Origin of the sequence: Frigoribacterium sp. ME-P-080 (assembly GCF_030209595.1) — a bacterium.
GTDB lineage: Bacteria > Actinomycetota > Actinomycetes > Actinomycetales > Microbacteriaceae > Frigoribacterium.
The window spans coordinates 110,883-133,233 of sequence record NZ_JARVRR010000007.1; the positions used below are offsets into that span (position 1 = coordinate 110,883).

Annotated in this window: 22 protein-coding genes; 10 read left to right on the forward strand and 12 right to left on the reverse strand. The window is 72.7% G+C overall.

The annotated features are described in order from the left end of the window. Positions 1-47: 47 nt before the first annotated feature. A complete protein-coding gene (gene pgm, locus QRN23_RS12520; protein WP_159825872.1) occupies positions 48-1,667 on the forward strand; it encodes a phosphoglucomutase (alpha-D-glucose-1,6-bisphosphate-dependent) in 1,620 nt (539 codons plus the stop codon). Positions 1,668-1,803: 136 nt separating this feature from the next. Here the strand turns inward: pgm and QRN23_RS12525 are convergent, their stop codons facing one another. Then, a complete protein-coding gene (locus QRN23_RS12525) occupies positions 1,804-2,613 on the reverse strand; it encodes a M15 family metallopeptidase (RefSeq protein WP_123571957.1) in 810 nt (269 codons plus the stop codon). A 137-nt stretch (positions 2,614-2,750) separates the two neighbouring features. On the opposite strand from QRN23_RS12525, the gene QRN23_RS12530 reads away from it, so the two are divergent. The 3 genes from QRN23_RS12530 to QRN23_RS12540 all read left to right on the forward strand — a co-directional run bounded on the left by QRN23_RS12530 (position 2,751) and on the right by QRN23_RS12540 (position 5,890). Next, positions 2,751-4,580 carry an MDR family MFS transporter gene (locus tag QRN23_RS12530; protein WP_285063700.1) on the forward strand — a complete coding sequence of 610 codons (1,830 nt, stop codon included), beginning with the start codon at positions 2,751-2,753 and terminating at the stop codon, positions 4,578-4,580. 399 nt (positions 4,581-4,979) lie between these two features. Beyond that, on the forward strand, positions 4,980-5,576 hold the full coding sequence (locus tag QRN23_RS12535; protein WP_285063701.1) for a MarR family winged helix-turn-helix transcriptional regulator: 597 nt from the start codon (positions 4,980-4,982) through the stop codon (positions 5,574-5,576). 143 nt (positions 5,577-5,719) lie between these two features. After that, positions 5,720-5,890, forward strand: a complete 171-nt coding sequence (locus tag QRN23_RS12540) for a hypothetical protein (protein WP_157485415.1) — start codon at positions 5,720-5,722, stop codon at positions 5,888-5,890. A 114-nt stretch (positions 5,891-6,004) separates the two neighbouring features. Here the strand turns inward: QRN23_RS12540 and QRN23_RS12545 are convergent, their stop codons facing one another. Next, complete coding sequence (locus QRN23_RS12545) at positions 6,005-6,865, reverse strand: DNA-methyltransferase (protein WP_159825869.1); 861 nt, start codon at positions 6,863-6,865, stop codon at positions 6,005-6,007. A 71-nt stretch (positions 6,866-6,936) separates the two neighbouring features. Here QRN23_RS12545 and QRN23_RS12550 point away from each other — a divergent pair, with 71 nt between their 5' ends. Further along, positions 6,937-7,221 carry a GNAT family N-acetyltransferase gene (locus tag QRN23_RS12550; protein WP_123571960.1) on the forward strand — a complete coding sequence of 95 codons (285 nt, stop codon included), beginning with the start codon at positions 6,937-6,939 and terminating at the stop codon, positions 7,219-7,221. 93 nt (positions 7,222-7,314) lie between these two features. Here the strand turns inward: QRN23_RS12550 and lplAB are convergent, their stop codons facing one another. The 6 genes from lplAB to QRN23_RS12580 form a co-directional block, all read right to left on the reverse strand. Then, positions 7,315-8,364, reverse strand: a complete 1,050-nt coding sequence (gene lplAB / locus QRN23_RS12555) for a lipoate-protein ligase LplAB (RefSeq protein WP_285063702.1) — start codon at positions 8,362-8,364, stop codon at positions 7,315-7,317. Positions 8,365-8,373: 9 nt separating this feature from the next. Beyond that, entirely contained in the window at positions 8,374-9,249 is an 876-nt protein-coding gene (locus QRN23_RS12560; protein ID WP_285063703.1) for an alpha/beta fold hydrolase, read from the reverse strand. Positions 9,250-9,321: 72 nt separating this feature from the next. Further along, complete coding sequence (locus QRN23_RS12565) at positions 9,322-9,999, reverse strand: PepSY domain-containing protein (RefSeq protein ID WP_159825868.1); 678 nt, start codon at positions 9,997-9,999, stop codon at positions 9,322-9,324. 230 nt (positions 10,000-10,229) lie between these two features. Further along, on the reverse strand, positions 10,230-11,837 hold the full coding sequence (locus QRN23_RS12570; RefSeq protein ID WP_236556911.1) for a sensor histidine kinase: 1,608 nt from the start codon (positions 11,835-11,837) through the stop codon (positions 10,230-10,232). Next, positions 11,830-12,507 carry a response regulator transcription factor gene (locus tag QRN23_RS12575; protein WP_056047329.1) on the reverse strand — a complete coding sequence of 226 codons (678 nt, stop codon included), beginning with the start codon at positions 12,505-12,507 and terminating at the stop codon, positions 11,830-11,832. Before QRN23_RS12575 ends, QRN23_RS12570 begins: the two co-directional genes overlap by 8 nt. Positions 12,508-12,640: 133 nt before the next feature. Beyond that, the gene (locus QRN23_RS12580; RefSeq protein ID WP_056047333.1) at positions 12,641-13,393 is read right to left on the reverse strand and encodes an SDR family NAD(P)-dependent oxidoreductase; all 753 of its coding nucleotides are present in this window, start codon (positions 13,391-13,393) and stop codon (positions 12,641-12,643) included. Between the two features lie 171 nt (positions 13,394-13,564). Here QRN23_RS12580 and QRN23_RS12585 point away from each other — a divergent pair, with 171 nt between their 5' ends. After that, positions 13,565-14,269: an HAD family hydrolase gene (locus QRN23_RS12585; RefSeq protein ID WP_285063705.1), complete on the forward strand. Its 705-nt coding sequence runs from the start codon at positions 13,565-13,567 to the stop codon at positions 14,267-14,269. A gap of 112 nt (positions 14,270-14,381) precedes the next feature. Here the strand turns inward: QRN23_RS12585 and QRN23_RS12590 are convergent, their stop codons facing one another. After that, positions 14,382-14,801: a VOC family protein gene (locus QRN23_RS12590; protein WP_285063706.1), complete on the reverse strand. Its 420-nt coding sequence runs from the start codon at positions 14,799-14,801 to the stop codon at positions 14,382-14,384. A gap of 147 nt (positions 14,802-14,948) precedes the next feature. Further along, entirely contained in the window at positions 14,949-16,175 is a 1,227-nt protein-coding gene (locus QRN23_RS12595; RefSeq protein WP_285063707.1) for a multidrug effflux MFS transporter, read from the reverse strand. Positions 16,176-16,276: 101 nt separating this feature from the next. Here QRN23_RS12595 and QRN23_RS12600 point away from each other — a divergent pair, with 101 nt between their 5' ends. After that, positions 16,277-16,738, forward strand: coding sequence for a MarR family winged helix-turn-helix transcriptional regulator (locus QRN23_RS12600; RefSeq protein WP_055978010.1), 462 nt, complete (start codon positions 16,277-16,279; stop codon positions 16,736-16,738). After that, positions 16,735-18,117 carry an MFS transporter gene (locus QRN23_RS12605; protein WP_159825865.1) on the forward strand — a complete coding sequence of 461 codons (1,383 nt, stop codon included), beginning with the start codon at positions 16,735-16,737 and terminating at the stop codon, positions 18,115-18,117. The genes QRN23_RS12600 and QRN23_RS12605 overlap by 4 nt, the downstream gene beginning before the upstream one ends. 23 nt (positions 18,118-18,140) lie before the next feature. On the opposite strand, the gene QRN23_RS12610 is transcribed toward QRN23_RS12605, so the two are convergent. Then, positions 18,141-19,175, reverse strand: coding sequence for a YdcF family protein (locus tag QRN23_RS12610; RefSeq protein WP_285063710.1), 1,035 nt, complete (start codon positions 19,173-19,175; stop codon positions 18,141-18,143). Positions 19,176-19,319: 144 nt separating this feature from the next. Continuing rightward, positions 19,320-20,171: a cation-transporting ATPase gene (locus QRN23_RS12615; RefSeq protein WP_285063712.1), complete on the reverse strand. Its 852-nt coding sequence runs from the start codon at positions 20,169-20,171 to the stop codon at positions 19,320-19,322. Between the two features lie 175 nt (positions 20,172-20,346). Between QRN23_RS12615 and QRN23_RS12620 the strand changes: the two genes are divergently transcribed. Both QRN23_RS12620 and QRN23_RS12625 read left to right on the forward strand, forming a co-directional pair. Further along, positions 20,347-21,429, forward strand: a complete 1,083-nt coding sequence (locus QRN23_RS12620; RefSeq protein WP_285063713.1) for a hypothetical protein — start codon at positions 20,347-20,349, stop codon at positions 21,427-21,429. A 38-nt stretch (positions 21,430-21,467) separates the two neighbouring features. Next, entirely contained in the window at positions 21,468-22,340 is an 873-nt protein-coding gene (locus QRN23_RS12625) for an endo alpha-1,4 polygalactosaminidase (RefSeq protein ID WP_285063714.1), read from the forward strand. Positions 22,341-22,351 lie beyond the last annotated feature (11 nt).

Sequence of the window (22,351 nt, forward strand, 5' to 3'; positions counted from 1 at the left end):
GCCCGGGCACCGCGACGAAGGTCGGCGGCGGGTGCCAGGATGTCCCCATGACCGACCGTGCCGGAACCCCCGCAGAAGCCAGCGACCTGATCGACCCCGAAGAGGTCACGTCCGCGTACTACGAACTCGTCCCCGACGTCGGCGAGGTCGAGCAGAAGGTCGTCTTCGGCACCTCGGGCCACCGCGGGTCGTCGCTCGACGCTGCCTTCAACGAGACCCACATCGCCGCCATCACGCAGGCGATCGTCGAGTACCGCGCGGGCCAGGGCATCACCGGCCCGCTGTTCATCGGGCGCGACACGCACATCCTGAGCGGCCCCGCCGAGCGCACCGCGGTCGAGGTGCTCACCGGCAACGACGTGAAGGTGCTGGCCGACGCCGAGGGCGGCTACGTGCCGACGCCCGCGCTCAGCCACGCGATCCTGGTCTACAACAACGACCCCGCGAACACCGACAAGGCCGACGGCATCGTCGTCACCCCCAGCCACAACCCGCCCCGCGACGGCGGCTTCAAGTACAACCCGCCCCACGGCGGGCCGGCCGACAGCGACGCCACGAACTGGATCGCGAACCGCGCCAACGAGATCATCGCCGCCGGCAACGTCGACGTGAAGCGCGGCGTCGGCACGCCCGGCCGGCACGACTTCCTCCGCGGCTACGTGGGCGACCTCGTCAACATCATCGACATCGACGCCATCAAGAAGGCCGGCGTGAAGATCGGTGCCGACCCGCTCGGTGGCGCGAGCGTCGAGTACTGGGGCGCGATCCGCGACGTCTACGGCCTCGACCTCACCGTCACGAACCCGGGCGTCGACCCCACCTGGCGCTTCATGACGCTCGACTGGGACGGCAAGATCCGCATGGACCCGTCGAGCCCCTCGGCGATGGCCAGCGTCGTGCGCCGCAAGGACGAGTTCGACGTCCTGACCGGCAACGACGCCGACGCCGACCGGCACGGCATCGTCACGCCCGACGGCGGCCTGATGAACCCGAACCACTACCTCGCGGTCGCCATCGACTACCTCTACACGCACCGCCCCGAGTGGCGCGACGACGCGGCCATCGGCAAGACCCTCGTCTCGTCGAGCATCATCGACAAGGTCGCCGAGTCGCACGGGCGTCGCCTGTGGGAGGTCCCGGTCGGGTTCAAGTGGTTCGTCCCCGGCCTGGTGGACGGCTCGGTCGCCTTCGGTGGCGAAGAGAGCGCCGGCGCGTCCTTCCTGCGCAAGGACGGCACCGTCTGGACGACCGACAAGGACGGCATCCTGCTCGCCCTGCTCGCGAGCGAGATCATCGCCGTCACCGGCAAGACCCCCTCGCAGCTCTACGCCGAACTGGTCGAGAAGTACGGCGACCCGGTCTACCAGCGGGTCGACGCGGCGGCGACGAAAGAGCAGAAGACCCGTCTGGGCAAGCTCGACGGCGACGCCATCGAGGCGACCGAGCTCGCGGGCGACCGCATCACGGCCAAGCTCAGCAAGGCTCCGGGCAACGACGCGGCCGTCGGCGGCGTCAAGGTCGTCACCGACAAGGCCTGGTTCGCGGCCCGCCCGAGCGGCACCGAGGACGTCTACAAGATCTACGCCGAGTCGTTCGAGGGCCCCGAGCACCTCGCCCGCGTCCAGGCCGAGGCGAAGACCATCGTCGACGCCGCGCTCGGCGCCTGACCCGCGCCTCCCGCACCGCCCGACGGGCGTGTTCGTGACGGACGGGCGACTTCGGTCGCCCTCGTCCGACGAACACGCCCGTCGCGCGGTTCGCGGGGGTGCGCGGCGGGCAGGCGGCGGCGGCCGGGCGACAGGCTCAGCCCGCGTAGTCGGGGGCGGCCGGTAGGCCGAAGAACTCCTCGAGCGTGGTGACGCCCGTGTCGTGCATCTCGGTGGCGAGGGGCACGCCCACGTACCGGAAATGCCACGGCTCGAAGGTGAAGCCGGTCACGGCGACCTTGTCGGCCGGGTAGCGCAGCAGGAACCCGAAGCGCCACGCGTTGGCCGCGAGCCACTGCCCCTGCGGTGTGTCCCCGAAGCAGGCCTGCAACGCGCAACTGAGCGGCACGGGGCTGATGTCGAGGGCGAGCCCGGTCTGGTGCTCGCTGAATCCCGGACGGGCGCTCTGTGCATCGGCCTGTGCCTGCCCGAGACGTTGGACCCAGCCGGCGTAGACGCCCACCTGGGTGTCGTACGAGCGGTAGGCGCTCTGCACCTGGAACGCCCCGGCCCCCTCGGCCTCGCCCGCCCGGAACATCTCGACGACCGCGGCAGCCGCCTCGGCGCGGAGGGTCGGCGGGTTCTGGTGCGCCACGTCGGGCGTGACGAGATCGCCGGGGACGTAGTCGACCGGGTCGAGCGCGCGCAGCTTGTCGCTGACGACCCAGAGGCTGGCGGGGTCGTCGACCGACCGGGCCGCCTTGTCGAACGCGGGTGTCGTGGGGGACGTGGGAGGCGCCTCCTCGGTCGGGGACGGGGTCGGGGTGAGCGTCGGCGAGACGGTCGCGGCCGACGTGCTCGGGCTCGGCTCGGGCGCGCCCCCCGAGCACGCGGCCAGCAGGCCGGCCGAGAGGACGACGGCCAGGACGGTGGCCGCGGGGTGCGGCAGGGAGGGGCGGCGTGACATCGCGTCGAGCCTAGTCACGAGCAACGGACCGACAGGGACGGACGATTCCTCTTGTTGTCGGATGCTTGCCCGTGAAGTAACTTTGCGTACTGCGCAATTCCTCGTCGCGCCTTCCCCTTCCAGACAGAAGAGACACCATGTCGAGCGCCGCCTCCGCACCCACGACCACGGCCCCCGCCGAGCGCCAGGGCCTGATGACCCACCGCCAGATCCTGTACGTCATCTTCGGCCTGATGGCCGGCATGTTCCTCTCGGCCCTCGACCAGACGATCGTCGGCACCTCGATGCGGACGATCGCGGACGACCTCGACGGGCTCAGCCTGCAGGCCTGGGTGACCACCGCCTACCTGATCGTGTCGACCATCTCGACGCCCATCTACGGCAAGCTCAGCGACATCTTCGGGAGGCGACCGCTCTTCCTGATCGCCATCACGATCTTCTTGCTGGGGTCCGTCGCGGCCGGCTTCTCCGAGAGCATGTACCAGCTCGCCATCTTCCGGGCGGTCCAGGGCATGGGCGCCGGCGGCCTCATGGCCCTGCCGCTGACGATCATGGGCGACATCCTGGCCCCGCGTGAACGCGCGAAGTACCAGGGCTACTTCCTCGCCGTGTTCGGCATCTCGAGCGTCATCGGCCCGCTCGTCGGCGGGCTGTTCGCCGGGGCCGACCAGATCCTCTTCGTCACCGGCTGGCGCTGGGTGTTCCTGATCAACGTGCCGATCGGCATCGTGGCGCTGTTCATCGTCGTGCGGTTCCTGCACATCCCGGGCCAGAAGCGTCGCGAGAACGTGCGCATCGACTGGTTCGGCGCCGCCGCCGTCATCGTGGCCGCCGTGCCGCTGCTGCTGGTGGCCGAGCAGGGCCGCACCTGGGGCTGGAGCTCGCCCGGGGCCTTCGCCTGCTACGTGATCGGGGCCATCGGCATCGTCGCGTTCGTCGTGATCGAGCGATCGATGGGCGACGACGCACTCATCCCGCTCAAGCTGTTCCGCAACCCCACCTTCTCGATGGCGACCGTGCTCGGCGTGCTCGTCGGGTTCGGCATGTTCGGCGCCCTGCTGACGGTTCCGCTGTACCTGCAGCTCGTGAACGGGGCGACCCCGACCGAGAGCGGCTTCCAGATGCTGCCGATGATCGCCGGCCTGATGATCTCGTCGATCGTCGCCGGCCAGCTCATCTCACGGACGGGCAAGTACAAGATCTTCCCGATCACGGGCACGGCGTTCATGGCGGCCGGGTTCTTCTGGTTCACGAACCTCTCGTTCGACAAGCCGTACTGGTTCATGATGGTCGGCATGCTGTTGGTCGGCCTGGGACTCGGACAGCTGATGCAGACCCTGACCATCGCCTCGCAGAACTCGGTCGGGGCCCGCGACATCGGCGTGGCCACGTCGGCGTCGACGTTCTTCCGACAGATCGGCGGGACGCTCGGCACGGCCGTGCTGTTCTCCGTGCTCTTCAGCCGCATCCCCCAGACGATCGCGGACGCCTTCGCCGACTCGAGCCTGCAGGGCCGTGCCCAGGCCGCCCTCGCCGACCAGTCGGTGCTGAGCGACCCGGCGAACGCCGCGATCCTCAAGCTCTACCAGGCGGCCGGAGGCGGCGACACGTCGCAGGTCGGCGGCGCACTCGACGGCAACACGTCGTTCCTCAACACGGCCGACCGCCGTCTCGCCGCGCCGTTCCTCGACGGCTTCGCGAACGCAGCCGTGACGGTCTTCTGGGTCGCCCTGGTGGTGGTGCTCGTGGCCTTCGTGCTGAGCTTCTTCCTCAAGGCCACGCCGCTGCGCCAGAAGTCGGCCATCGACGAGGCAGCCGACGACGCGCGGGCCGCCGTGGCCGCCGACGCCGAGCTCGCGGCGCAGGCCGCCGCCGCGCAGACCGGTTCGCTGGTCGCCCCCGACACGGGTTCGATCGACGTCGTGCCCGCGGAAGAAGGGCGGGGCGACACCTCGCCTCGGCGCTGATCGGGTGCCCGGCGCGACGTCCGCCCGGCACCCGATCCGCTCGAGCTGGTGTCGCGACACGGCAAGTGTCGGGTAGCGTTCCCTCGACGGCGCTTCGGTGCCGAACGGTTCGTCCCGCGTCCGGCGTTCCCTGCCCGTGAAGCTCACGCGGGAGGCGAGACGACCGAAGGCCGCACACCCACGGGGTGTGCGGCCTTTCTCCGTCATGGGACGCCCCACCGAATCGATTCCCTGCGTGAAGCTCTGGTCGACACGGCGGGACGCCTCTGCCCACTCGAGGCGGACGTGTCGAGCCTAGGACGGCCACGAGCCGCAGCACAGGGGTTGACAACGAGAAAAAACCTGGTCAGCAATGATTTTTTGCTAGACGGACTAGCGACGTGGGCTAGACTCCCCCTCATGCCCGATCAGCACGCCACCGCCGCGCCCTTCGACGCGTCCGGCTATTGGTACAGCAGCAGCACCGAAGAGCGCGGCGTCACGGTGTTGAACACCCTCCGCGCCTACCGTGCCGCCGAGGTCGCGATGCGGGCCCGCACCCGCAAGTCGATGAAGATGAACGACACCGACCTCGCCGCCCTGCGGTTCCTGCTCCGGGCCCAGCGGCTCGGCGACCCCGTCAGCGCGAAAGAACTGGCCGCCCAGCTGAAGATCACCTCGGCATCGACCTCGGTGCTGATCAACCGCCTCGTCGCGAGCGGGCACATGCTGCGCCACCCTCACCCGTCCGACAAGCGCGGGGTCCTGCTGACCGCCACGGGCGACTCGAACACCGAGGTGCGCGACACCATGGCGGCGATGCACGCGCGCATGATCTCGACGGCCGAGTCGCTCGACGCCGACGAGGCGGCCGTGGTCGTGGGCTTCCTGCAGCGCATGACGGCAGCGATCGAGATCGACGACCACCACGTCGACGGCGATCCGGCCGACCGAGCGGGCACGGGCACAGGCACGGGCACGGGCACGGGCACGGGCACCATCCGTCCTAGCCGTTGAGCGAACAACTGGTGAACTGACTAGATCGACTAACCATCGACGTGACAGTCTGACCGCACGACACCGATTCACGGCGGTGTCGTGACCGTCCGAAGTCCCACCGTTCCGCCAGGCATCGCAGGGGTGCCAGAGACGAGCCGAACATGACCACGATCGACGTCGCTCGCAGCGACCGCACCACTGCCCGCAGCACCTTCTCCGAGGTGCGCGACACCGCCCGCCAGCGAACGCTCGCCGTCATCGCGACGGCTGCCACCGGCGCGAGCGTCAGTCTCGTCGCCGCCCTGCTCCTCGCGCTCGGCGTCGTGCGATGACGTGCCCGTCGGGCTTCTCCGCCCAGCAGATGCAGGGTCTCACCCACGAGCAACTCGTGTCGTTCGTCCGCGGGTCGGTCACGACGGCCGTCTCAGCCGCCGACCTGCACGCCGTCAGACCGACTCGACCTGCGCCGACGGGAGCCGTCTGCGCATGACGGCCACCGCCTCCTCGTTGCTGTCGACGAGCAAGTAACGACGACCGAGGGCATCCGCCACCGCCCCGGTGGTGCCGCTGCCGGCGAAGAAGTCGAGCACCCAGTCGCCTTCGCGGCTGGAGGCCTGCACGATGCGACGCAACACGCCCTCGGGCTTCTGCGTCGGGTAGCCGGTCTTCTCGCGACCGGTCGGCGACACGATGGTGTGCCACCACACGTCGGTCGGCAGCTTGCCCCGGGCGACCTTCTCGGGTGTGACGAGCCCCGGGGCCATGTACGGCTCGCGGTCGACGCTCGTCGAGTCGAAGTGGTACTTCGTGGGGTCTTTGACGTAGACCAGGATCGTGTCGTGCTTGGTCGGCCACCGGGTGCGACTCTTGGCGCCGTAGTCGTAGGCCCAGATGATCTCGTTCAGGAAGCAGTCCCGCCCGAACAGGGCGTCGAGCAGCACCTTCGCGTAGTGCGCCTCGCGGTAGTCCAAGTGCAGGTAGAGGGTGCCGTCGGGGGCCAGCAGCCGCCAGGCCTCGGCCAGGCGCGGTTCGAGGAACGACCAGTAGTCCTCGAAGCGGTCGTCGTAGCCCATCAGGTCGCCCCGGATGCGCTCGTACCGCACGCCCTTGAAGCCCGCCACCGAGGTGGTCGAGTCCTCGGCGCTGCGCACGGACGTCGTCGACCGGCGACGCTGCTGCCGCCCGGTGTTGAACGGAGGATCGAGGTAGACGATCGTGAACCCGCCGTCGGGCAGCTGCGCCGTGACGTCGAGGGCGTCACCGTGGACCACGAGGCTCGGGGAGGCGGTGGTCCAGTCGAGGGGCATCCGACCATTCTGCTGCCTGGCGGGCACCGACACGCGCCCGACTCCCGGCCCGGGGCGCGTAGCGTGTCGGGATGACCACCGAGGTAGAGAACCGCCCCACCCAGAACCAGTACGCCCTCGTCGAGGACGGCGAGACGATCGGCTTCGCGGCCTACGACGTCGCCGGCCACGAGATCCGCTTCACCCACACCGAGATCGACCCCAGCCGACGATCCGCCGGCCTCGGGGCCCGGCTCGTCCAGGGCGCCCTCGACGACGTGCGCGCGAACACCGACCTTCGCGTCGTGCCGCTCTGCCCGTTCGTGGTCGACTTCGTCGAGGACCACGTCGACTACCGCGAGCTGCTCGACCGCTGACCGCGGTGCGGCCGCCGAGGCGACCGCGGCGAAACCGCCGAGGCGGACCCCCGGCAGGAGGCGCGGGTCGCCTCGACGGCGACCCTCAGGTGCTCAGGGCACGCGCGCCAACCACTCGGGCGTCGCGAACTTCGAGGTGACGAGCTGCTCGGCCTTCTCGAGCTCGGCCTCGGTGACGTGGCCGTCGGTCGCCCCGTAGAGGCCGGTGAAGGTCTGCTTGAGCCGCTCGATGATCTCGGCGCGGGACAATCCCGTCTGGCTCCGGAGGGGGTCGACGCGCTTGGCGGCGCTGGTGGTGCCCTTGTCGCTCATCTTCTCGCGGCCGATGCGCAGGACCTTCACCATCTTGTCGCCGTCCATGTCGTACGACATCGTGGCGTGGTGCAGCAGGGCCCCGTTGCCCAGGCGCTTCTGCGCGGCCCCGCCGATCTTGCCCTTGGCGCTGGTGATGTCGTTGAGCGGCTGGTAGAAGGCGTCGATGCCGAGCGACTTGAGCGCCGTGATGACCCACTCGTCGAGGTACGCGTACGAGTCGGCGAAGCTCATGCCCTGCACGAGCTCGCCCGGAGCGTAGAGCGAGTACGTCACGATCGACTGGGCGTCCATGAACATCGCGCCGCCGCCGCTGATGCGGCGCACCACCTCGAAGCCGTGGGTCGAGGCGGCGTCGAGGTCGACCTCGTTCTTCAACGACTGGAAGCTGCCGATGACCACGGCGGGCTGGTCCCACTCCCAGAAGCGGAGGGTGGGCCCGCGACGGCCCGCTCCGACCTCTTCGGTCAGCACCTGGTCGAGGGCGAGGTGCACGTTGGGCGACACCGGGGCGTCGTGGATGATCTGCCAGTCGTAGTCGCGCCAGTCGGTCGCCTTCGAGAGGCTGCGGCGGATCGCCACGGCGATCGCCTCGGGCGAGAAGCCGAGCAACACCGCGTCGGCCGGCAGCCCCTGCTTGATCGTCGCCGCGATCGTCGCCGCGTCGGACTCGACCGGCAGGCCGTTCACCGCCCGGTCGACGGCGTCGAGCGCCGTGTCGGGCTCGAGGAAGAAGTCACCGGCGAGACGGAACCCGGCGATGCGCCCCTCTCTGACGTCGAGGTCGACGACCACGAGCTTTCCGCCTGGGACCTTGTACTCACCGTGCATGGTCGCAGCCTATGCCTGGTGCCCCACGCGGTCGTCGAGCCACCGCACCAGGTCGGCGACGACCTCGTCGCGGTTGGTCTCGCGGAACACCTCGTGCCGGGCGCCCTGGTAGACCACGAGCTCGACGTCGCTGAGCCGACTGCGGTTGACGTACGCGTCGGCGAGCTTGCGGGCGCTGGCCTCGCCGCCGAGCGGGTCGTCGTCGCCGACGAGGACGAGCACGGGGAGGTCGCTCGCGAGCCGGGTCGAGGGGCGACCCATCAGCCGCAGCGTGTCGGCCGTGCCGAACAGCTGTCGGGCCGTCGCCTGCACCGACAGGGGGTCGGCAGCCATGGCGTCGACCACGGCCTGGTCCCGGCTGAGCCACTCGTAGCCGGTGTCGCCGAGGTGGGCGTGCCGGGCGTTCAGGTCGCCCGCGTTCATGCTGCCGGGCATGCGGTAGGCCGTGCCGCTCAGCACGACGGCGTCGAACCGGTCGGAGCCCTCGTCGACGAGCTTCTGCGCCATCAACGAGCCCCACGAGTGCCCGAGCAGCACGAGCGGCGAGCCGGGGTTCTCGGAGCGCGCGATGCCCGTCAACCGGACCACCGCCTCCATCGCCCCGCGCAGCCCCGACGGGCCCAGGCGGCCGAGCTTCGCGTGGTCACCGCCCCACTGGCCGAGGCCGGTCTCGCCGTGACCGAGGTGGTCGTTCGCGTAGACCGTGTAGCCGGCCCGCACGAGGTCCTGGGCGAGGTCCTCGTAGCGCAGGGCGTACTCGCCGAGGCCGTGGGCGAGCTGCACCACGGCTTTGGGCGACGCCGCCTTCCAGACGTAGTAGTGCACGGTCACGCCGTGGGCATCGGTGAACTCGTAGTCGCCTCGGGCGGCGGAGAAGGTTGGCACGGAACCAGTCTCCCATCACGGGGCCCGGCAGGCCTGGCCGGGCCGGGCCTGGCACGGCCGGGCCCCGTCCCGTCAGCGGCGGGCGTCGACGTCCGTGCGCACCACGCCGAACGCCTGGTCGAGGTCGACGTCGACCTCGGTGCCGTCGTCGAGGCGCACGTCGACCTCGTAGGCCACGCCGGTGTCGTCGCTGCGGTCGGCGTCGGTCACCGTGCCCCCACCGGCGGCGGCGAGGGCGGCGGCCGCGGCCCGGTCGTAGTCCGCGCCGGTCAGGTCGTCGTCACGGGCCGAGTCGTCGCGGGTCGAGTCGTCGTTGGCCGAGTCGTCGCGCCCCGGACCGGCGACGGGCGTCGGGGTGGCGTCCGACCCGAGCGAGTCGTCGTCGTCGTCGCGGTCGTCGCCGGCGACGGGCGTCGGGGTGGCACCGGACCCGCGCGAGTCGTCGTCGTCGACGCTGCTCGAGGTGACGGAGTAGTCGCCGTCGAGCAGCACCGTCGCCTCGCGACCGTCGGGCAGGACGACCTCGACCTCGTAGCCGACGAGTCCGTCGTCGAGGGTGTCGACCTCGGTCACGGTGCCGCCGCCGGTCTCGGCGAGCGCCGCCTCCTGGGCCCGGTCGCGGGTCTGCACGGACACGCCGTCGTCGAGGCCCGAGGCGAGGGCCACGCCGCCGCCGCCCAGCACGAGGACGCCCGCGATTCCGCCGGCGATCAGCAGGGACTTCTTCTTGGTGAGGGTGTTCTTCAGCATGGTTCGCTCCGTTCGTGGGGCCGCCGGGCGGCCGGGTCTGTCGCTCTCTCGAGCCGATGGACCCCACTCTCGCGAGAGGGCACTGAAGCGGTCCTGAAGCGACCTGAAGATCCGTTCAGGAGGCGCGGGTCGCGTCACCGGAGCGGGCGGGTCCACGTGCCCCTCGGCGGGTCGGCGCGCACCCGCCCCGCAGGGCGGGAACCCGCCGACCACCCGGTGGGGCGCTCGGGTCAGGCGGGACCGGCGGGGAGGTGGACCACGAACCGGGCACCTCCGAGAGGCGAGGCCGTGGCCGACACCGCGCCTCCGTGGACCCGGACGATCTCGCGCACGATGGCGAGCCCCAGTCCGCTGCCGCCCGCGTCGCGGGCGCGGGCCTCGTCCAGGCGCACGAACCGGTCGAACACCCGCTCGCGGTCCGCCTCGGCCACCCCGGCGCCGTCGTCGTCCACGGTGAGGACCACGCCTCCGTCGCGCTCGGCGAGGGCCACGGCGACGCGGGCGTCGGCGTGCCGGGCCGCGTTCGCTACGAGGTTGTGCACGACCTGGCCGAGCAGCCCCTCGTCGCCGTCGACGCGAGCCGGGCCGACGGCCGTGGCGTCGACGGCGAGCGGCCCCCGACCGTCGGGACGGGCGACGCCGCGCAGGCGAGCGGTCTCCGACACCACGAGGTCGTCGAGGTCGACCGGGCGGCGGGTCACGCCCAGGGCGCCCTCGTCCGCCCTGGCGAGGACCAACAGGCCCTGCACGAGCGCCGTCAACCGCGCCTCCTCGCCGAGCACGGTGCCGGCCAGGGCCGCGCCGTCGATGCTGCCGGGGTGCAGCAGCGCGACCTCGGCGTGCTGCCGGATGGTGGCGAGCGGCGTCTTCAGCTCGTGCGAGGCGTCGCCGACGAAGCGTCGCTGGGCCGTCGCCGACGAGTCGAGCCGGTCGAGCATCCCGTTCAGCGTGCGGGCGAGGCGGGCGATCTCGTCGCCGCCGCCCGGGTCGGGCAACCGGTGCGACAGGCTCTGGGCCGTGACCGTGTCGACCTCGCGGCGCATCGACTCGACCGGGCGCAGGGCACGGCCCACGACGAGCCAGGTGGTGACGCCGAGCACGAGCAGGGCCACCGGGATCGCCACGCCGAGCGTGACGAGACTGGCCGAGGAGGCGGTGCTCGCCTCCTCGAGGGAGCGCGCGGCCACGACGCCGTACCCGGTCGTGACGACCCGGGCGGGGACGGGGGTGGCGTCGTCGGCGGAGGACGTGGCGTCGTCGTCCGCCTCGCCGTCGTCGGAGCGCGAGCCGCCCGACCCGGAGTCGTCGTCGGCGTCGTCGTCGTCATCCGTGGGGGTCGGCGTCGGGGTCGGGGTCGGGGTCGACGCGGCCGGCGTCGGCGTCGCGGTGCTCTCGACCCCGACGTCCTCGCGTTCGACGACGAACTCGTCGCCGTCGAGCGAGACCCGGTCCCCCGAACCGGACGAGGCGATCGACGAGGCGACGTCGGCGAGGTCGTCGTCGCCTCCCACGGCGAGCACGCGCCCGGACGCGTCGGTCACGACGACCAGGGACCCGTCCGTCTCGCCCGCGACGGCCACGCTCGGCGTCGAACCGATCGCGAGGGCCGACACGGCGCGGTCCACGTCGGCCGAGGCGGCCTGGCGCGGGGCGTCGGCGAGCACGGCCTGTTGCACGAGCGCGAAGACGAGGGCGAACACCCCGAGGGTCAGAGCCACGGCGAGCACGGCGGCCACGGTGATGCGCGACCGCAGCGACGCCCGTCTCACCCGTCGCGGCCCGATGACGGCGGACGGCCCGGGCCCGGGAGCCGGGACGCGAGGGGCCCGCTCAGCCACCCCGCGCCTCCAGACGGTAGCCCGCCCCCCGGAGCGTGACGATGGCTTCTCGGCCGAACGGCCGGTCGACCTTGTTGCGCAGGTGACGCACGTACACCTCGACGATGTTGGGGTCGCCCTCGAAGTCGTCGTTCCAGACGCCGTCGAGCACCTCGCGCTTGGTCACGACGCTGCCGGCGTGACGCATGAGGAACTCGAGCACCGCGAACTCACGGCTCGTGAGCTCGACCTCGACGTCGCCGCGGTGGACGCTGCGCGAGGCGGGGTCGACGCGGAGGTCGCCGGCCTCGAGCACGACCGGTCGTTCGCGGGCGCCACGGCGGACCAGGGCGCGCAGCCGGGCGAGCAACACGGCGAACGAGAACGGCTTGGTGAGGTAGTCGTCGGCGCCGGTGTCGAGGGCCTCGACCTGGTCCCACTCGCCGTCCTTGGCGGTCAACACGATGACGGGGGTCCAGTCGCCTCCCTCGCGCATCGCCCGGCACACGGCGTAGCCGCTCATGCCGGGCAGCATGATGTCGAGGACGACCACGTCGTAGCTGCCCTCACGGGTCCGCCAGAGCCCATCGGTGCCGGTCGCCGCGACGTCGACCGCGATCCCCTCGGCCTCGAGCCCGAGCCGCAGACCCTCGGCCAGGGTCGCCTGGTCCTCGACGACGAGCACGCGCACGGGGCCTCCCTCGGTCGCGCCGGGTGCGCGTCGTGCCCATCATGGCGGGAGCGCGCTGAAGCCGGGCTGAAGCGGACCGGCCGCGGAGGCGCGGCGCAGGACTCCCCGCACCGCGCCTCCTGAGGGACCGTCGTCAGTGCGCCGAGTAGCCGCCGTCGACGAGGTGGTAGCTGCCCGTGACGAACGACGCCTCGTCGCTCAGCAGGAAGAGGACGAGCGCCGAGACCTCGGCGTCGGTCCCGAGGCGACCGGTCGCGTGCTGCGACTCGAGGTACGAGAGCGCGTCGCCCTCGAGCGAGGCGCGGACGAGGGGCGTGTCGATGAAGCCGGGGCCGACCGCGTTGGTGCGGACGCCGCGCTTCGAGTACTCGAGCGCGGCGACCTTGGTCAGGCCGACCAGGGCGTGCTTGCTCGCGACGTAGGCGGCGTTCTGGGCGATGCCGACCGAGCCGAGCACCGAGCTCATGTTGACGATCGACCCGCCGCCCGCCTCGACCATCGCGGGCAGCTGGTAACGCAGGCCGTAGAAGACGCCGTCGAGGTCGACCGAGCGGACGCGGTCCCAGGCGGCGATGTCGTACTCGCCGATGTCGGCGGCGGGGGCGCCGATGCCCGCGTTGTTGACCGCGAGGTGGAGGGCACCGTAGGTCGTCTTCGCGAACTCGACGGCCGCCTCGGACTGCTCGGGCTTCGCGGTGTTCTGCTCGAACGCCACGGCCGTGCCGCCCGCGGCGACGATCTGGTCGACGACGCCCTGGGCCGCGTCGAGCTTGATGTCGGTGACGACCACCGATGCCCCCTCGGCCGCCAGGGAGCGCGAGATCGCGGCGCCGATGCCGCTGCCTCCGCCGGTGACGAGTGCCGTCTTGTCGCTGAACCGTGCCATGGTGCGTGCCTTCCTCGTTCGTGGGCCGACCGTCGGGGCCGGTCGGGCTCGTCGACGAGCCCGTCTGCGAACGTACGCCCGCAGGGACCCATGAGCAACAGGTGTCGTCTTGATCCGGGCCGATCTCGTGCAGTCCGTGCACCTTCGCTCGTTCGGGGGCAGGGTGGCGGGATGACCTCCCCCACGTCCTCTGCTCCGTCCACCGCCGTCCTCTTCGACATCGACGGCACCCTGGTGGACTCGAACTTCGCGCACGTCGCCGCCTGGTCGCGGGCCTTCACCGACGTCGGCCACCCCGTCGGCAGCTGGCGCATCCACCGGTCGATCGGCAAGGACTCGTCCCTGCTGGTCGAGGGGCTGGTCGGGAAGGACGCCGCCACGCGCCTCCTCGACGACGTCAAGGACGCGCACTCACGCCACTACGCCGAGCACCTCGGCGAGCGGGGCGACCTGCACGTCTTCGAGCGGGCGACCGACCTGCTCGCCGAGCTCGCTCGCCGGGGGAACGGCGTCGTGCTCGCCACGAGCGCGCCCGAGGAGGAGCTGACGGCGCTGCGCGACCTGCTCGACGTCGAGGACGCCCTCTGGGCCGTCACCTCGAGCGAGGACGTCGAGACCGCGAAACCCGACCCGGGCATCGTCGAGGTCGCCCTCGACAAGGCGGACGTGCCGGCCGAACGCGCCGTCATGGTCGGCGACGCCGTGTGGGACGTCGAGGCCGCGCACCGGGCGGGCGTGACCTGCATCGGCGTGCTGAGCGGCGGCTTCTCCCGGGCCGAGCTGGTCGAGGCGGGGGCCGACGAGGTCTACGACGACGTGGCCGACCTGCTCGCGCGACTCGACGAGAGCGTGATCGGCCGGCTCGGACGCGCCTGAGGCGGGGCGTCCTCGGCGACCGCCACCGCGCCTCCTCGTCCGACGGGCGTGCCCCGGCTCAGGCCGCGGCCCCGGCTCAGGCCGCGGCGCCGGCTCAGGCCGCGGCGCCGGCTCAGGCCGCGGCGCCGCCGACGTTGACCATCCAGTGCTGGCCGAAGCGGTCGTCGAGCATGCCGAACGAGTCGCCCCACGGCGCCTGCGACAGGGCCTCGTGCACGGTGCCGCCCTCGGCGAGCGCGTCGAACCATCCAGTCAGCGTCTCGGCGTCGTCGGGTCCGCCGAAGAGCGAGAGCGACACGCTGCTCGCCTCCTCGAGCGGGTACGAGTCGGGGCGGTCCGCCCCCATCAGCAGCAGGCCCGACGGCGTGGCCAGCTGGGCGTGCATGACCTTCTCGGCCTCGCCGGGGGTGCCCACGCCGAACTCGCCGAAGGTGCTGAAGGTGGGGCTGCCGCCGAAGACGGAAGCGTAGAAGTCGAACGCCTCCCTCGTCTCGGAGCGGAACGCCAGGTACGGGGTGAGCTGCACGGTCACGGGGTCCTCCTCGGGTCACGGCGCCGGTCGGCGTCGAGCCCAGGGTGGCACCGCCCGGTCCGGCGCACCAGCCCCGGATGGACGGCAGGAGGCGCGGGTCGCGCCCCCCGGGGTCGGGTCGCGTGGGTGCGCCCCCCGCCCCGGGGGTCAGGTCGCCGGGGTGCCGCCTCGCGACGACGCCCACACCTGCACGGCCAGACCGGCGGCGATGAACCCGAGCATCAGCGCGCCCATCACGACGGCGGTGCCGCCGAGCGCCCCGGCGAGCGGGGTCGCGGCCCCGCCGAGCCCGAACTGCAGGCCGCCCGCGAGCGCGGCGGCCGTACCGGGCGCGCGGTGCCCGAGCGCCTGCGTCAGGGTGATCGACCCGGGGATGACCCAGCCCCAGCCCGCCGTCACGAGGGCGAGCGCGGGCCAGATCAGTGCCGGGCCGACGCCGGTCAGCGCACCGACGAGCACGAGGGCCGACCCCACGGTGCAGGTGACGAGCCCCACGGTGAAGAGGTGGTCCTCGGCGAAGCGCCCGACGAGGCGGCGGAACACCAGGGTCGAGGCGATCATGCACGACGCGTTCGAGGCGAAGACGAGCGTGTAGAGGCCCTCGCCGAAGCCGTACTGCTCCTGGAAGACGAACGACGACGTCGCGATGTACGAGAAGAACCCGATCGTCGCGGCGCACCCCGTCACGAGGTACCACCGGAAGCGCGGCATCGCGAGCAGCGTGCCCATCCGTCGCAGCGAGGCGACCAGCGAGCCGGCACCCGGCTCGGGGTGGACGAGCGTCTCGGGCAGACGGCGCGCGGCCGCCCAGGTCAGGGCGGCCCCGAGCACCGCGAGCACGACGAACGTCGCCCTCCAGCTCGACACCGAGAGCACGACACCGCCCACGAGCGGGGCGACGACCGGGCCGACGGCGTTGATCGCGGCGAGCGTCGCGAAGAGCCTGCTGCGCACGAGGCCCGTCGTCGCGTCGCCCACCATGGCCCGGGCGGCCACCGAGCCCGCCGCGCCGCCGAGGCCCTGCGCGGCGCGCGCGACGACGAGGGTGGCCGCGTCGGGAGCCACGGCGCAGGCGAGGGAGGCGAGGGCGAACAGGACGGTCCCGCCCAGCAGGATGCGCCTCCTGCCCCGACCGTCGCTGACCGGCCCGATCACGATCTGCCCGACCGCGAACGCGACGAGGAACGCCGTCAGGCTGAGCTGCACCTCGGCCGTCGACGCCCCGAGGTCGCGCGCGATGGCCGGCAGCGCGGGGATGTACATGTCGGTCGCGAAGGGCGAGATGCCCACGACGATCGCCACCGTCAGCACGGCTCCCCTCGCGGACAACCAGGAGGGGCGGCTCGGCTCGGCCGGGACGTCGTCGTCTCTCATCGGCACGAGCCTAGGCGCGGGGCGCCCCGGGGGGTCGCGTCGCACCCGGACCGCGACCAGACGTTTACTTAGCCGAACTAAACGAGTATCGTGGCCCGGCGATGACCGACTCCGCGCCTCCCGCCCCCTCCGCCACCCGGGCCGTGCCGCACGCCCACCTCGCGACCGACGTGCGCGGCGCCGTGCTGCGGCTCGCCCGCCGCCTGCGCCAGCAGAAGGCCGACGCCGACGTCACCGACGCCCAGATGGCCGCCCTCGGCTACGTCGTGCAGAACCAACCGCTGACGATCGGGGCGCTGACCGCCCACGAGGGCGTCACTCCCCCGTCGATGAACCGGACCGTCGGCAAGCTCGTCGACGCCGGGCTGCTGCGTCGCACGGTCGACGACGACGACAAGCGCCGCGTGCTGCTCGAGACGACCGAGGCCGGCGCCGCCTTCGTCTTCGAGACGCGTCGACGTCGGGACGAGTGGCTCGTGCCCCGCCTCTCGGCCCTCACCGCGGACGAGCGCCGCACCCTGGCCGACGCCACCGAGATCCTGCGGAAGCTGACCCGCTCGTGAGCGCCATGTTCCGCAGCCTGTCGCTGTTCAACTACCGCCTCTGGTTCGCGGGGGCGCTCGTGTCCAACATCGGCACCTGGATGCAGCGCACGGCACAGGACTGGCTCGTGCTCACCGACCTGACCGACAACGACGCCACGGCCCTCGGCATCACCATGGCGCTGCAGTTCGCCCCGCCGATCCTGATGGTGCCGATCACGGGGCTGATCGCCGACCGGTTCGACCGGCGGCGACTGCTGATGGTCACGCAGCTGAGCATGGGCCTGCTCGGGCTCGGCCTGGGCGTGCTCGTCCTCACCGACAGCGTGCAGCTCTGGATGGTCTACCTCTTCGCCCTCCTGCTCGGCGTCGCGGCCGCGATCGACGCCCCGGTGCGGCAGAGCTTCGTGTCCGAACTCGTGCCCCCCGGCCACCTGACGAACGCCGTCAGCCTGAACTCGGCGTCGTTCAACGGCGCACGCCTGGTCGGCCCCGCGGTCGCCGGCGTGCTGATCGCGACGATCGGCACGGGGTGGGTGTTCCTGATCAACGCCGGCTCGTTCGCGGCCGTGCTGCTGTCGTTGCGGTTCATCCGGGTCGCCCAGCTCGAGCTGAAGCCGGCCGTGTCGCGGGCCAAGGGCCAGATCCGCGAGGGATTCCGGTACGTGCGCGAGAGGCCCGACCTCGTCGTCGTCTTCGTCATGGTCTTCGTCATCGGCACCTTCGGCCTGAACTTCGCCATCTTCACCTCGACCATGGCCAGCGTCGAGTTCGGTGTCGACGCGAGCGGGTTCGGCCTGCTGTCGTCGGCGATCGCGGTGGGGTCGCTGGTCGGCGCCCTGCTCTCGGCCCGACGTGAGAAGCCCCGCTGGCGCGTGCTCGTCACGGCGGCCCTGGCCTTCGGCGTGACCTGCCTCGTCGCCGCCGTCATGCCGACCTACTGGAGCTTCGCGGCCGTGCTCGTCACCGTCGGACTCGCCTCGATCACCCTGATGACGACGGCGAACGCCACCGTGCAGCTGACCACGGCACCCCGCATGCGCGGGCGCGTCATGGCGCTCTACATGGCCGTCTTCACCGGCGGCACGCCCCTCGGCGCACCGATGGTCGGCTGGGTCGCGAACGTCGCCGGACCGCGCTGGGCCATCGGCGTCGCGGCGGCGTCGGGCTTCGTGGCGGCCGGCGTCGCGATCGTCTGGCTCGTCCGCGGGCAACACCTGCGGGTGCGCCGCGTCCGTGGGGGCGAGCCCGAGCCCGTGACCGGAGCGCTGCCCGTGCTCGGGGCGGGCCGGTTCCACTACCGCCTGCAGCACGACGGCGACGCGGCCGCCGTCCGGGCGCGCGACGAGACCGCGGCCGAGCTCGCCGTCGACGAGGGCACGGCGACGCGACCGTCCTGACCGGGAGGCGCGGCGCCGGCGGGTCAGAGGCGCGCGTAGACCAGCAGGGACGCGAGCAGCACGACGAACGGTGCGATCAGCAGCACGTTGAGCAGCTTGTGCTCGACCATCACGGCGACCCACTCGCGCAGGAAGGCGCTCGGCACGTAGTACGCGGCGGTGGGTGCCCCGACCACGTCGGCGCTGCTGCCGGCGTCCCGCGCCAGCAGCGCGGCGCGCAGCACGTGGTAGTTGTTCGTCACGACCAGGGTCGACCCGGTCCGACCGGCGTCGGCGAGCACCTTCCCCGACAGCACGAGGTTCTCGCGGGTCGAGCGCGACTCGGTCTCGGGCAGCACGTCGGCCGGGTCGGCCCCCTGGGCGATCAGGTACTCCGCCATCGCCTCACCCTCGGGCCGGGGCTCGTCCGAACCCTGCCCGCCCGACGGCACGAGCACCGGCCGCCTCACGCCCTCGGGGGTCGCGCGGTAGATCGCCAGCGCCCGGTCGAGGCGGCTGCGCAGCAGCGGCGGCACCTCGCCGCGGATCAGTCCGGAGCCGAGCACGATCAGGGCGTCGGGCTGCTCGCGCACCCGGGGTCGGGCGTAGACGAGCGACCACAGGGTGAACGCGGCGAACGTGAGCGCGGCGTAACCGGTGACGAAGACCACGACGATGCCGAGCCCCACGGCTGCGTCCTGGAGGGCCGCGACGTCCGACCGGCGACCGGCCTCGACGATCACGACGACGAGCAACGGCACGCCGATCAGCGCGATGCCGACCAGCAACGACAGCAGGTTGCCGAGGCTGCGCCCTTCGGACCGGAGCATGGTGACGCCGTTCGCCATCGCGAAGACGGCGAGCGCGAGGACGAGCAGGGGCACGAGCGCCACGGCGACGAGGAACACGAAGACGAGCGGCGGGAACGCCGCGACGAGGACGTTCGCGGCGGCGACGACTCCGAAGCCCCCGGCCATCAAGAGGAACACCCCGTTGCGGAACCGGCGGGCGTCCCGCCGACGCGACCCGGCGAAGAGCAGCAGGAAGACGACGGCGATGCCGGCCGAGATCGCGGTCATGAGCAGAGGCTACCCACACGAGACCCCGGGGAGGCGCTCGGACCCCGCGCGCGGGAGGTCTCGGCGAGTTCCTGGGGTCTCAGGACGGGAGCCGCACGGGCGCGAGCCGCGCCGGCGCGAGCCGCGCGGGCGCGAGCCGCGCGGTCAGCGGTCGAAGAGGTTGCCGAGGCCGGGGATCTGGAAGCCCTCGCCGAGGTTGCCGAGCTGGTCGCCCAGTCCACCCACCTGCTCGCCGAGTCCGCCGACCTGCTCGCCGAGTCCGCCGAGGTACTCCTCGCCGCCCGCGGTCAGGCCGTCCAGCCCCTCGAAGCCGAAGCCGTTGGTCAGCTGGTCGAAGTCGATGCCCGACGTCACGGCGTCGGACAGCAGGGGCAGGGCGACGCTGCTGACGGCGGCCGCCCCTGCCACGGCGACCGCGAGGCCCGCGACCCCCGCCACCCCGGCGCCGACCGCGGCACCTGCCGCGACCTTGCCCCCCGTGCTGCCGAGCACGCGCTTCATCAGGCCGGGGTGTGCGGTCTCGCCCCGGGTCGCCGCCCGGGCGAGGTCGGCCGGGGCGCTCGACGCGGGACGCTCGCCCGCGGGCACCTCGGCGCTCAGGCGGGTGAGCACCTGCTGACGCTGCTCGGGGGTGAGGCGCTCGAAGGCGTCGCGGTGGACCTGCTCGAGCTGCTGCGGCGGGGCGGTCTGCAGCAGGTAGTCGTACTTGGCGAGGGCCGCGCGGTCCGCGGCGGACCCCTGGGGGGCGTGGCCCCCGGTGGCCGGGCGCCCGACACCGCGCTGCGGCGCCCCGTACCCGTCGCGCTGGGGCTGGCGGCCGCCCTGCTGCGGCTGCCCGCCTTGGCGGTCGTCGCCGGTCATCTTGTCGGAGACCTTGCGCACCACGTCACGCCAGTCGGTGGAACCGCCGGACGCGCCACCGCGGCCGGACGAAGAAGAAGAGGAGTTGCCGAGCGCACGCGCGGCGGCACCCAGGAGACGGTCGAAGTTGGCCATGCGAGCGATCATCCCGGGCCCGCATCCGAGAAGCCCCCGCAGGAGCCGAGCATCGCCCGGGAACGGCGCGTCCACCGCTGCGGGTTACGGTCGAGCCCTCCTCCGGGTTACATTCGCAGGGGACGTCCGCGCGGGCCCGACCCGCGACGCGCGCTCCATCCACAGGAGGTGTCGCATGGGCAAGGCAGCAGTCACGGGCTGGGTCGCCCTCGCGATGCTGGTCTCGGGCGCGGCGCTCGTCCTCGCCGCCACCTTCCGCCTGGCCACGGTCGGGCTCTTCGCCGGCGGATTCCTGCCCATCGGCGACCTCGACTTCGTCACCATCGCGATCTGGCTGCTCGGTGCCGCCCTCGTCGTCGGCGGCGTCGCCCTCGCCCTCGTCGGGTTGACCGACCGGGTGCTCGGCGCCCTGCCGCGCGACGAGCCGGAGCACCCTCTCGAGCACGAGGCCGTCCGCGAGACGACGCCGGCCCCCGTCCGGCCGACCATCCAGGAGGCGCGGGTCCTGTCCGCGGGACGGCCGACGGCCACCCCCGTGGTCGCGTCCGCCGTCGTGGTCGCGTCCGCCCCCGTCCTCGCCGCCACACCGACGCGGGCGATCGCCTCCGCCACGGGCACGCCCGTCGAGACGGCGTCCACCCCCTCCGCCGTGCCCGAGCAGGCTCCCGCCGGGCCGACCCTCGCCGAACGCCTGCGCCCCGCGCTGTCGTCCGCTGCCACCCGGGTCGCGTCCGCCGTGCGCGCCACGGGTGACGCCCTGGCCCGGGCCGGTCGTGCCACGGCCCGGGGCGTCCGTCGCGCCTCCTTGGCCGTGGTCGCGTGGGTCCGACGCACCACCCCGGTCGTCGTCGCCTGGTTCCGCACGACCGGCACCACCGTCGCGACGCGCACCCGACCGGCCGCCCGCTCGACCTGGGACGGCGTGCGTCACGGCAGCCGGGCCACCGCGGCCGGTGCCGTCGTCGCCGCCCGGGCCACGGGGGCGACCGCACGTCGCGCCTCCTCCGCCGCCGCAGCCAGGGCCCGCGAGAACGCGCGCAGCCTGGCGGACGCCCGCGCCGCCGCCCGACAGGCGGAGCACGACCGCGAACTGGCCCGCGAAGCGGCGCGCCTCGACTTCCTGACCTCGCGCCGCGCCCCCGCCACGCTTGCCGCGCCGGCCACGTCGCCCACCGCCACGGTGGTCACCGCGGGGGCCACCCCCGCCGAGGCCGCGGTCGGCGAGCGCGAGTCCGCGCCGCTGTCGCACACCGCCTGACGGTCGGCCCGGTCGCTCGACTCACCTAGGCTCGCCGCATGCGCACACGCCTCGGACTCGTCGGACTCGTCGGCATCGCGCTGGTCGTGACGGGCTGCACGGGCGTCGACGCCGGGGCCGGTGAACGACCCGAGCGCGCCTCCACGTCCGCGGTGGGGGCCTCGGGGGCCGCGACGGCCGACGGCGTCGTGCTGCCGCCCGAGGGCGCGCGCTTCGACTACCAACTGGGAGGCGCGTCGCCGATCCCCGACGGAGCCACGGTCGTCGCCCGCGACAGCACCGACGACCCCGCCGACGACGTCTACGGCATCTGCTACGTCAACGGGTTCCAGACCCAACCGGGCGTCGAGTGGCCGGACGAGCTGCTCGTGCGGACGTCCGACGGCGAACCGCTGGTCGACCCCGGCTGGCCGGACGAGCACCTGTTCGACCTGTCCTCGGAGGCGAACCGGCAGGCCGTGGCGGAGCGCCAGGCGTCGACGATCGACGGCTGCGCCGCCTCGGGCTACCAGGCGGTCGAGTTCGACAACCTCGACTCGTGGACGCGGTCGGACGACGCCTTCGGTGAGGACGACGCGGTCGCCTTCGCGACGCTGCTCGTCGCACGGGCCCACGCGGCCGGGCTGGCCACGGCGCAGAAGAACACCGCCGACCTCGGCGCCCGGGGCCGCGACGAGGTCGGCTACGACTTCGCCGTCACCGAGGAGTGCGACCGCTACGACGAGTGCGGCGCCTTCACGGACGTCTACGGCAGGCTCGTGTTCGACGTCGAGTACACCGACGACCTGCGCGGCTCGGTCGCCGACGTGTGCGCCCGCGTCACCGGACTCGACCCGGCCCCCTCGACCATCGTGCGCGACCACGACCTGGTGCCGGCCGACGACCCGGCCCACGCCTACACGGCCTGCTGACCCGCGCCGCG

Excerpts from the sequence above, each read along its gene's own strand:
- QRN23_RS12620 (WP_285063713.1), top strand. The coding sequence starts at position 20,347 with ATGGGCAAGGCAGCAGTCACGGGCTGGGTCGCCCTCGCGATGCTGGTC.
- QRN23_RS12625 (WP_285063714.1), top strand. The coding sequence starts at position 21,468 with ATGCGCACACGCCTCGGACTCGTCGGACTCGTCGGCATCGCGCTGGTC.
- QRN23_RS12535 (WP_285063701.1), top strand. The coding sequence starts at position 4,980 with ATGCCCGATCAGCACGCCACCGCCGCGCCCTTCGACGCGTCCGGCTAT.
- QRN23_RS12525 (WP_123571957.1), bottom strand. The coding sequence starts at position 2,613 with ATGTCACGCCGCCCCTCCCTGCCGCACCCCGCGGCCACCGTCCTGGCC.
- QRN23_RS12530 (WP_285063700.1), top strand. The coding sequence starts at position 2,751 with ATGTCGAGCGCCGCCTCCGCACCCACGACCACGGCCCCCGCCGAGCGC.
- QRN23_RS12585 (WP_285063705.1), top strand. The coding sequence starts at position 13,565 with ATGACCTCCCCCACGTCCTCTGCTCCGTCCACCGCCGTCCTCTTCGAC.
- QRN23_RS12615 (WP_285063712.1), bottom strand. The coding sequence starts at position 20,171 with ATGGCCAACTTCGACCGTCTCCTGGGTGCCGCCGCGCGTGCGCTCGGC.
- QRN23_RS12550 (WP_123571960.1), top strand. The coding sequence starts at position 6,937 with ATGACCACCGAGGTAGAGAACCGCCCCACCCAGAACCAGTACGCCCTC.
- QRN23_RS12580 (WP_056047333.1), bottom strand. The coding sequence starts at position 13,393 with ATGGCACGGTTCAGCGACAAGACGGCACTCGTCACCGGCGGAGGCAGC.
- QRN23_RS12600 (WP_055978010.1), top strand. The coding sequence starts at position 16,277 with ATGACCGACTCCGCGCCTCCCGCCCCCTCCGCCACCCGGGCCGTGCCG.
- QRN23_RS12540 (WP_157485415.1), top strand. The coding sequence starts at position 5,720 with ATGACCACGATCGACGTCGCTCGCAGCGACCGCACCACTGCCCGCAGC.
- QRN23_RS12565 (WP_159825868.1), bottom strand. The coding sequence starts at position 9,999 with ATGCTGAAGAACACCCTCACCAAGAAGAAGTCCCTGCTGATCGCCGGC.
- QRN23_RS12545 (WP_159825869.1), bottom strand. The coding sequence starts at position 6,865 with ATGCCCCTCGACTGGACCACCGCCTCCCCGAGCCTCGTGGTCCACGGT.
- pgm (WP_159825872.1), top strand. The coding sequence starts at position 48 with ATGACCGACCGTGCCGGAACCCCCGCAGAAGCCAGCGACCTGATCGAC.
- QRN23_RS12595 (WP_285063707.1), bottom strand. The coding sequence starts at position 16,175 with ATGAGAGACGACGACGTCCCGGCCGAGCCGAGCCGCCCCTCCTGGTTG.
- lplAB (WP_285063702.1), bottom strand. The coding sequence starts at position 8,364 with ATGCACGGTGAGTACAAGGTCCCAGGCGGAAAGCTCGTGGTCGTCGAC.
- QRN23_RS12610 (WP_285063710.1), bottom strand. The coding sequence starts at position 19,175 with ATGACCGCGATCTCGGCCGGCATCGCCGTCGTCTTCCTGCTGCTCTTC.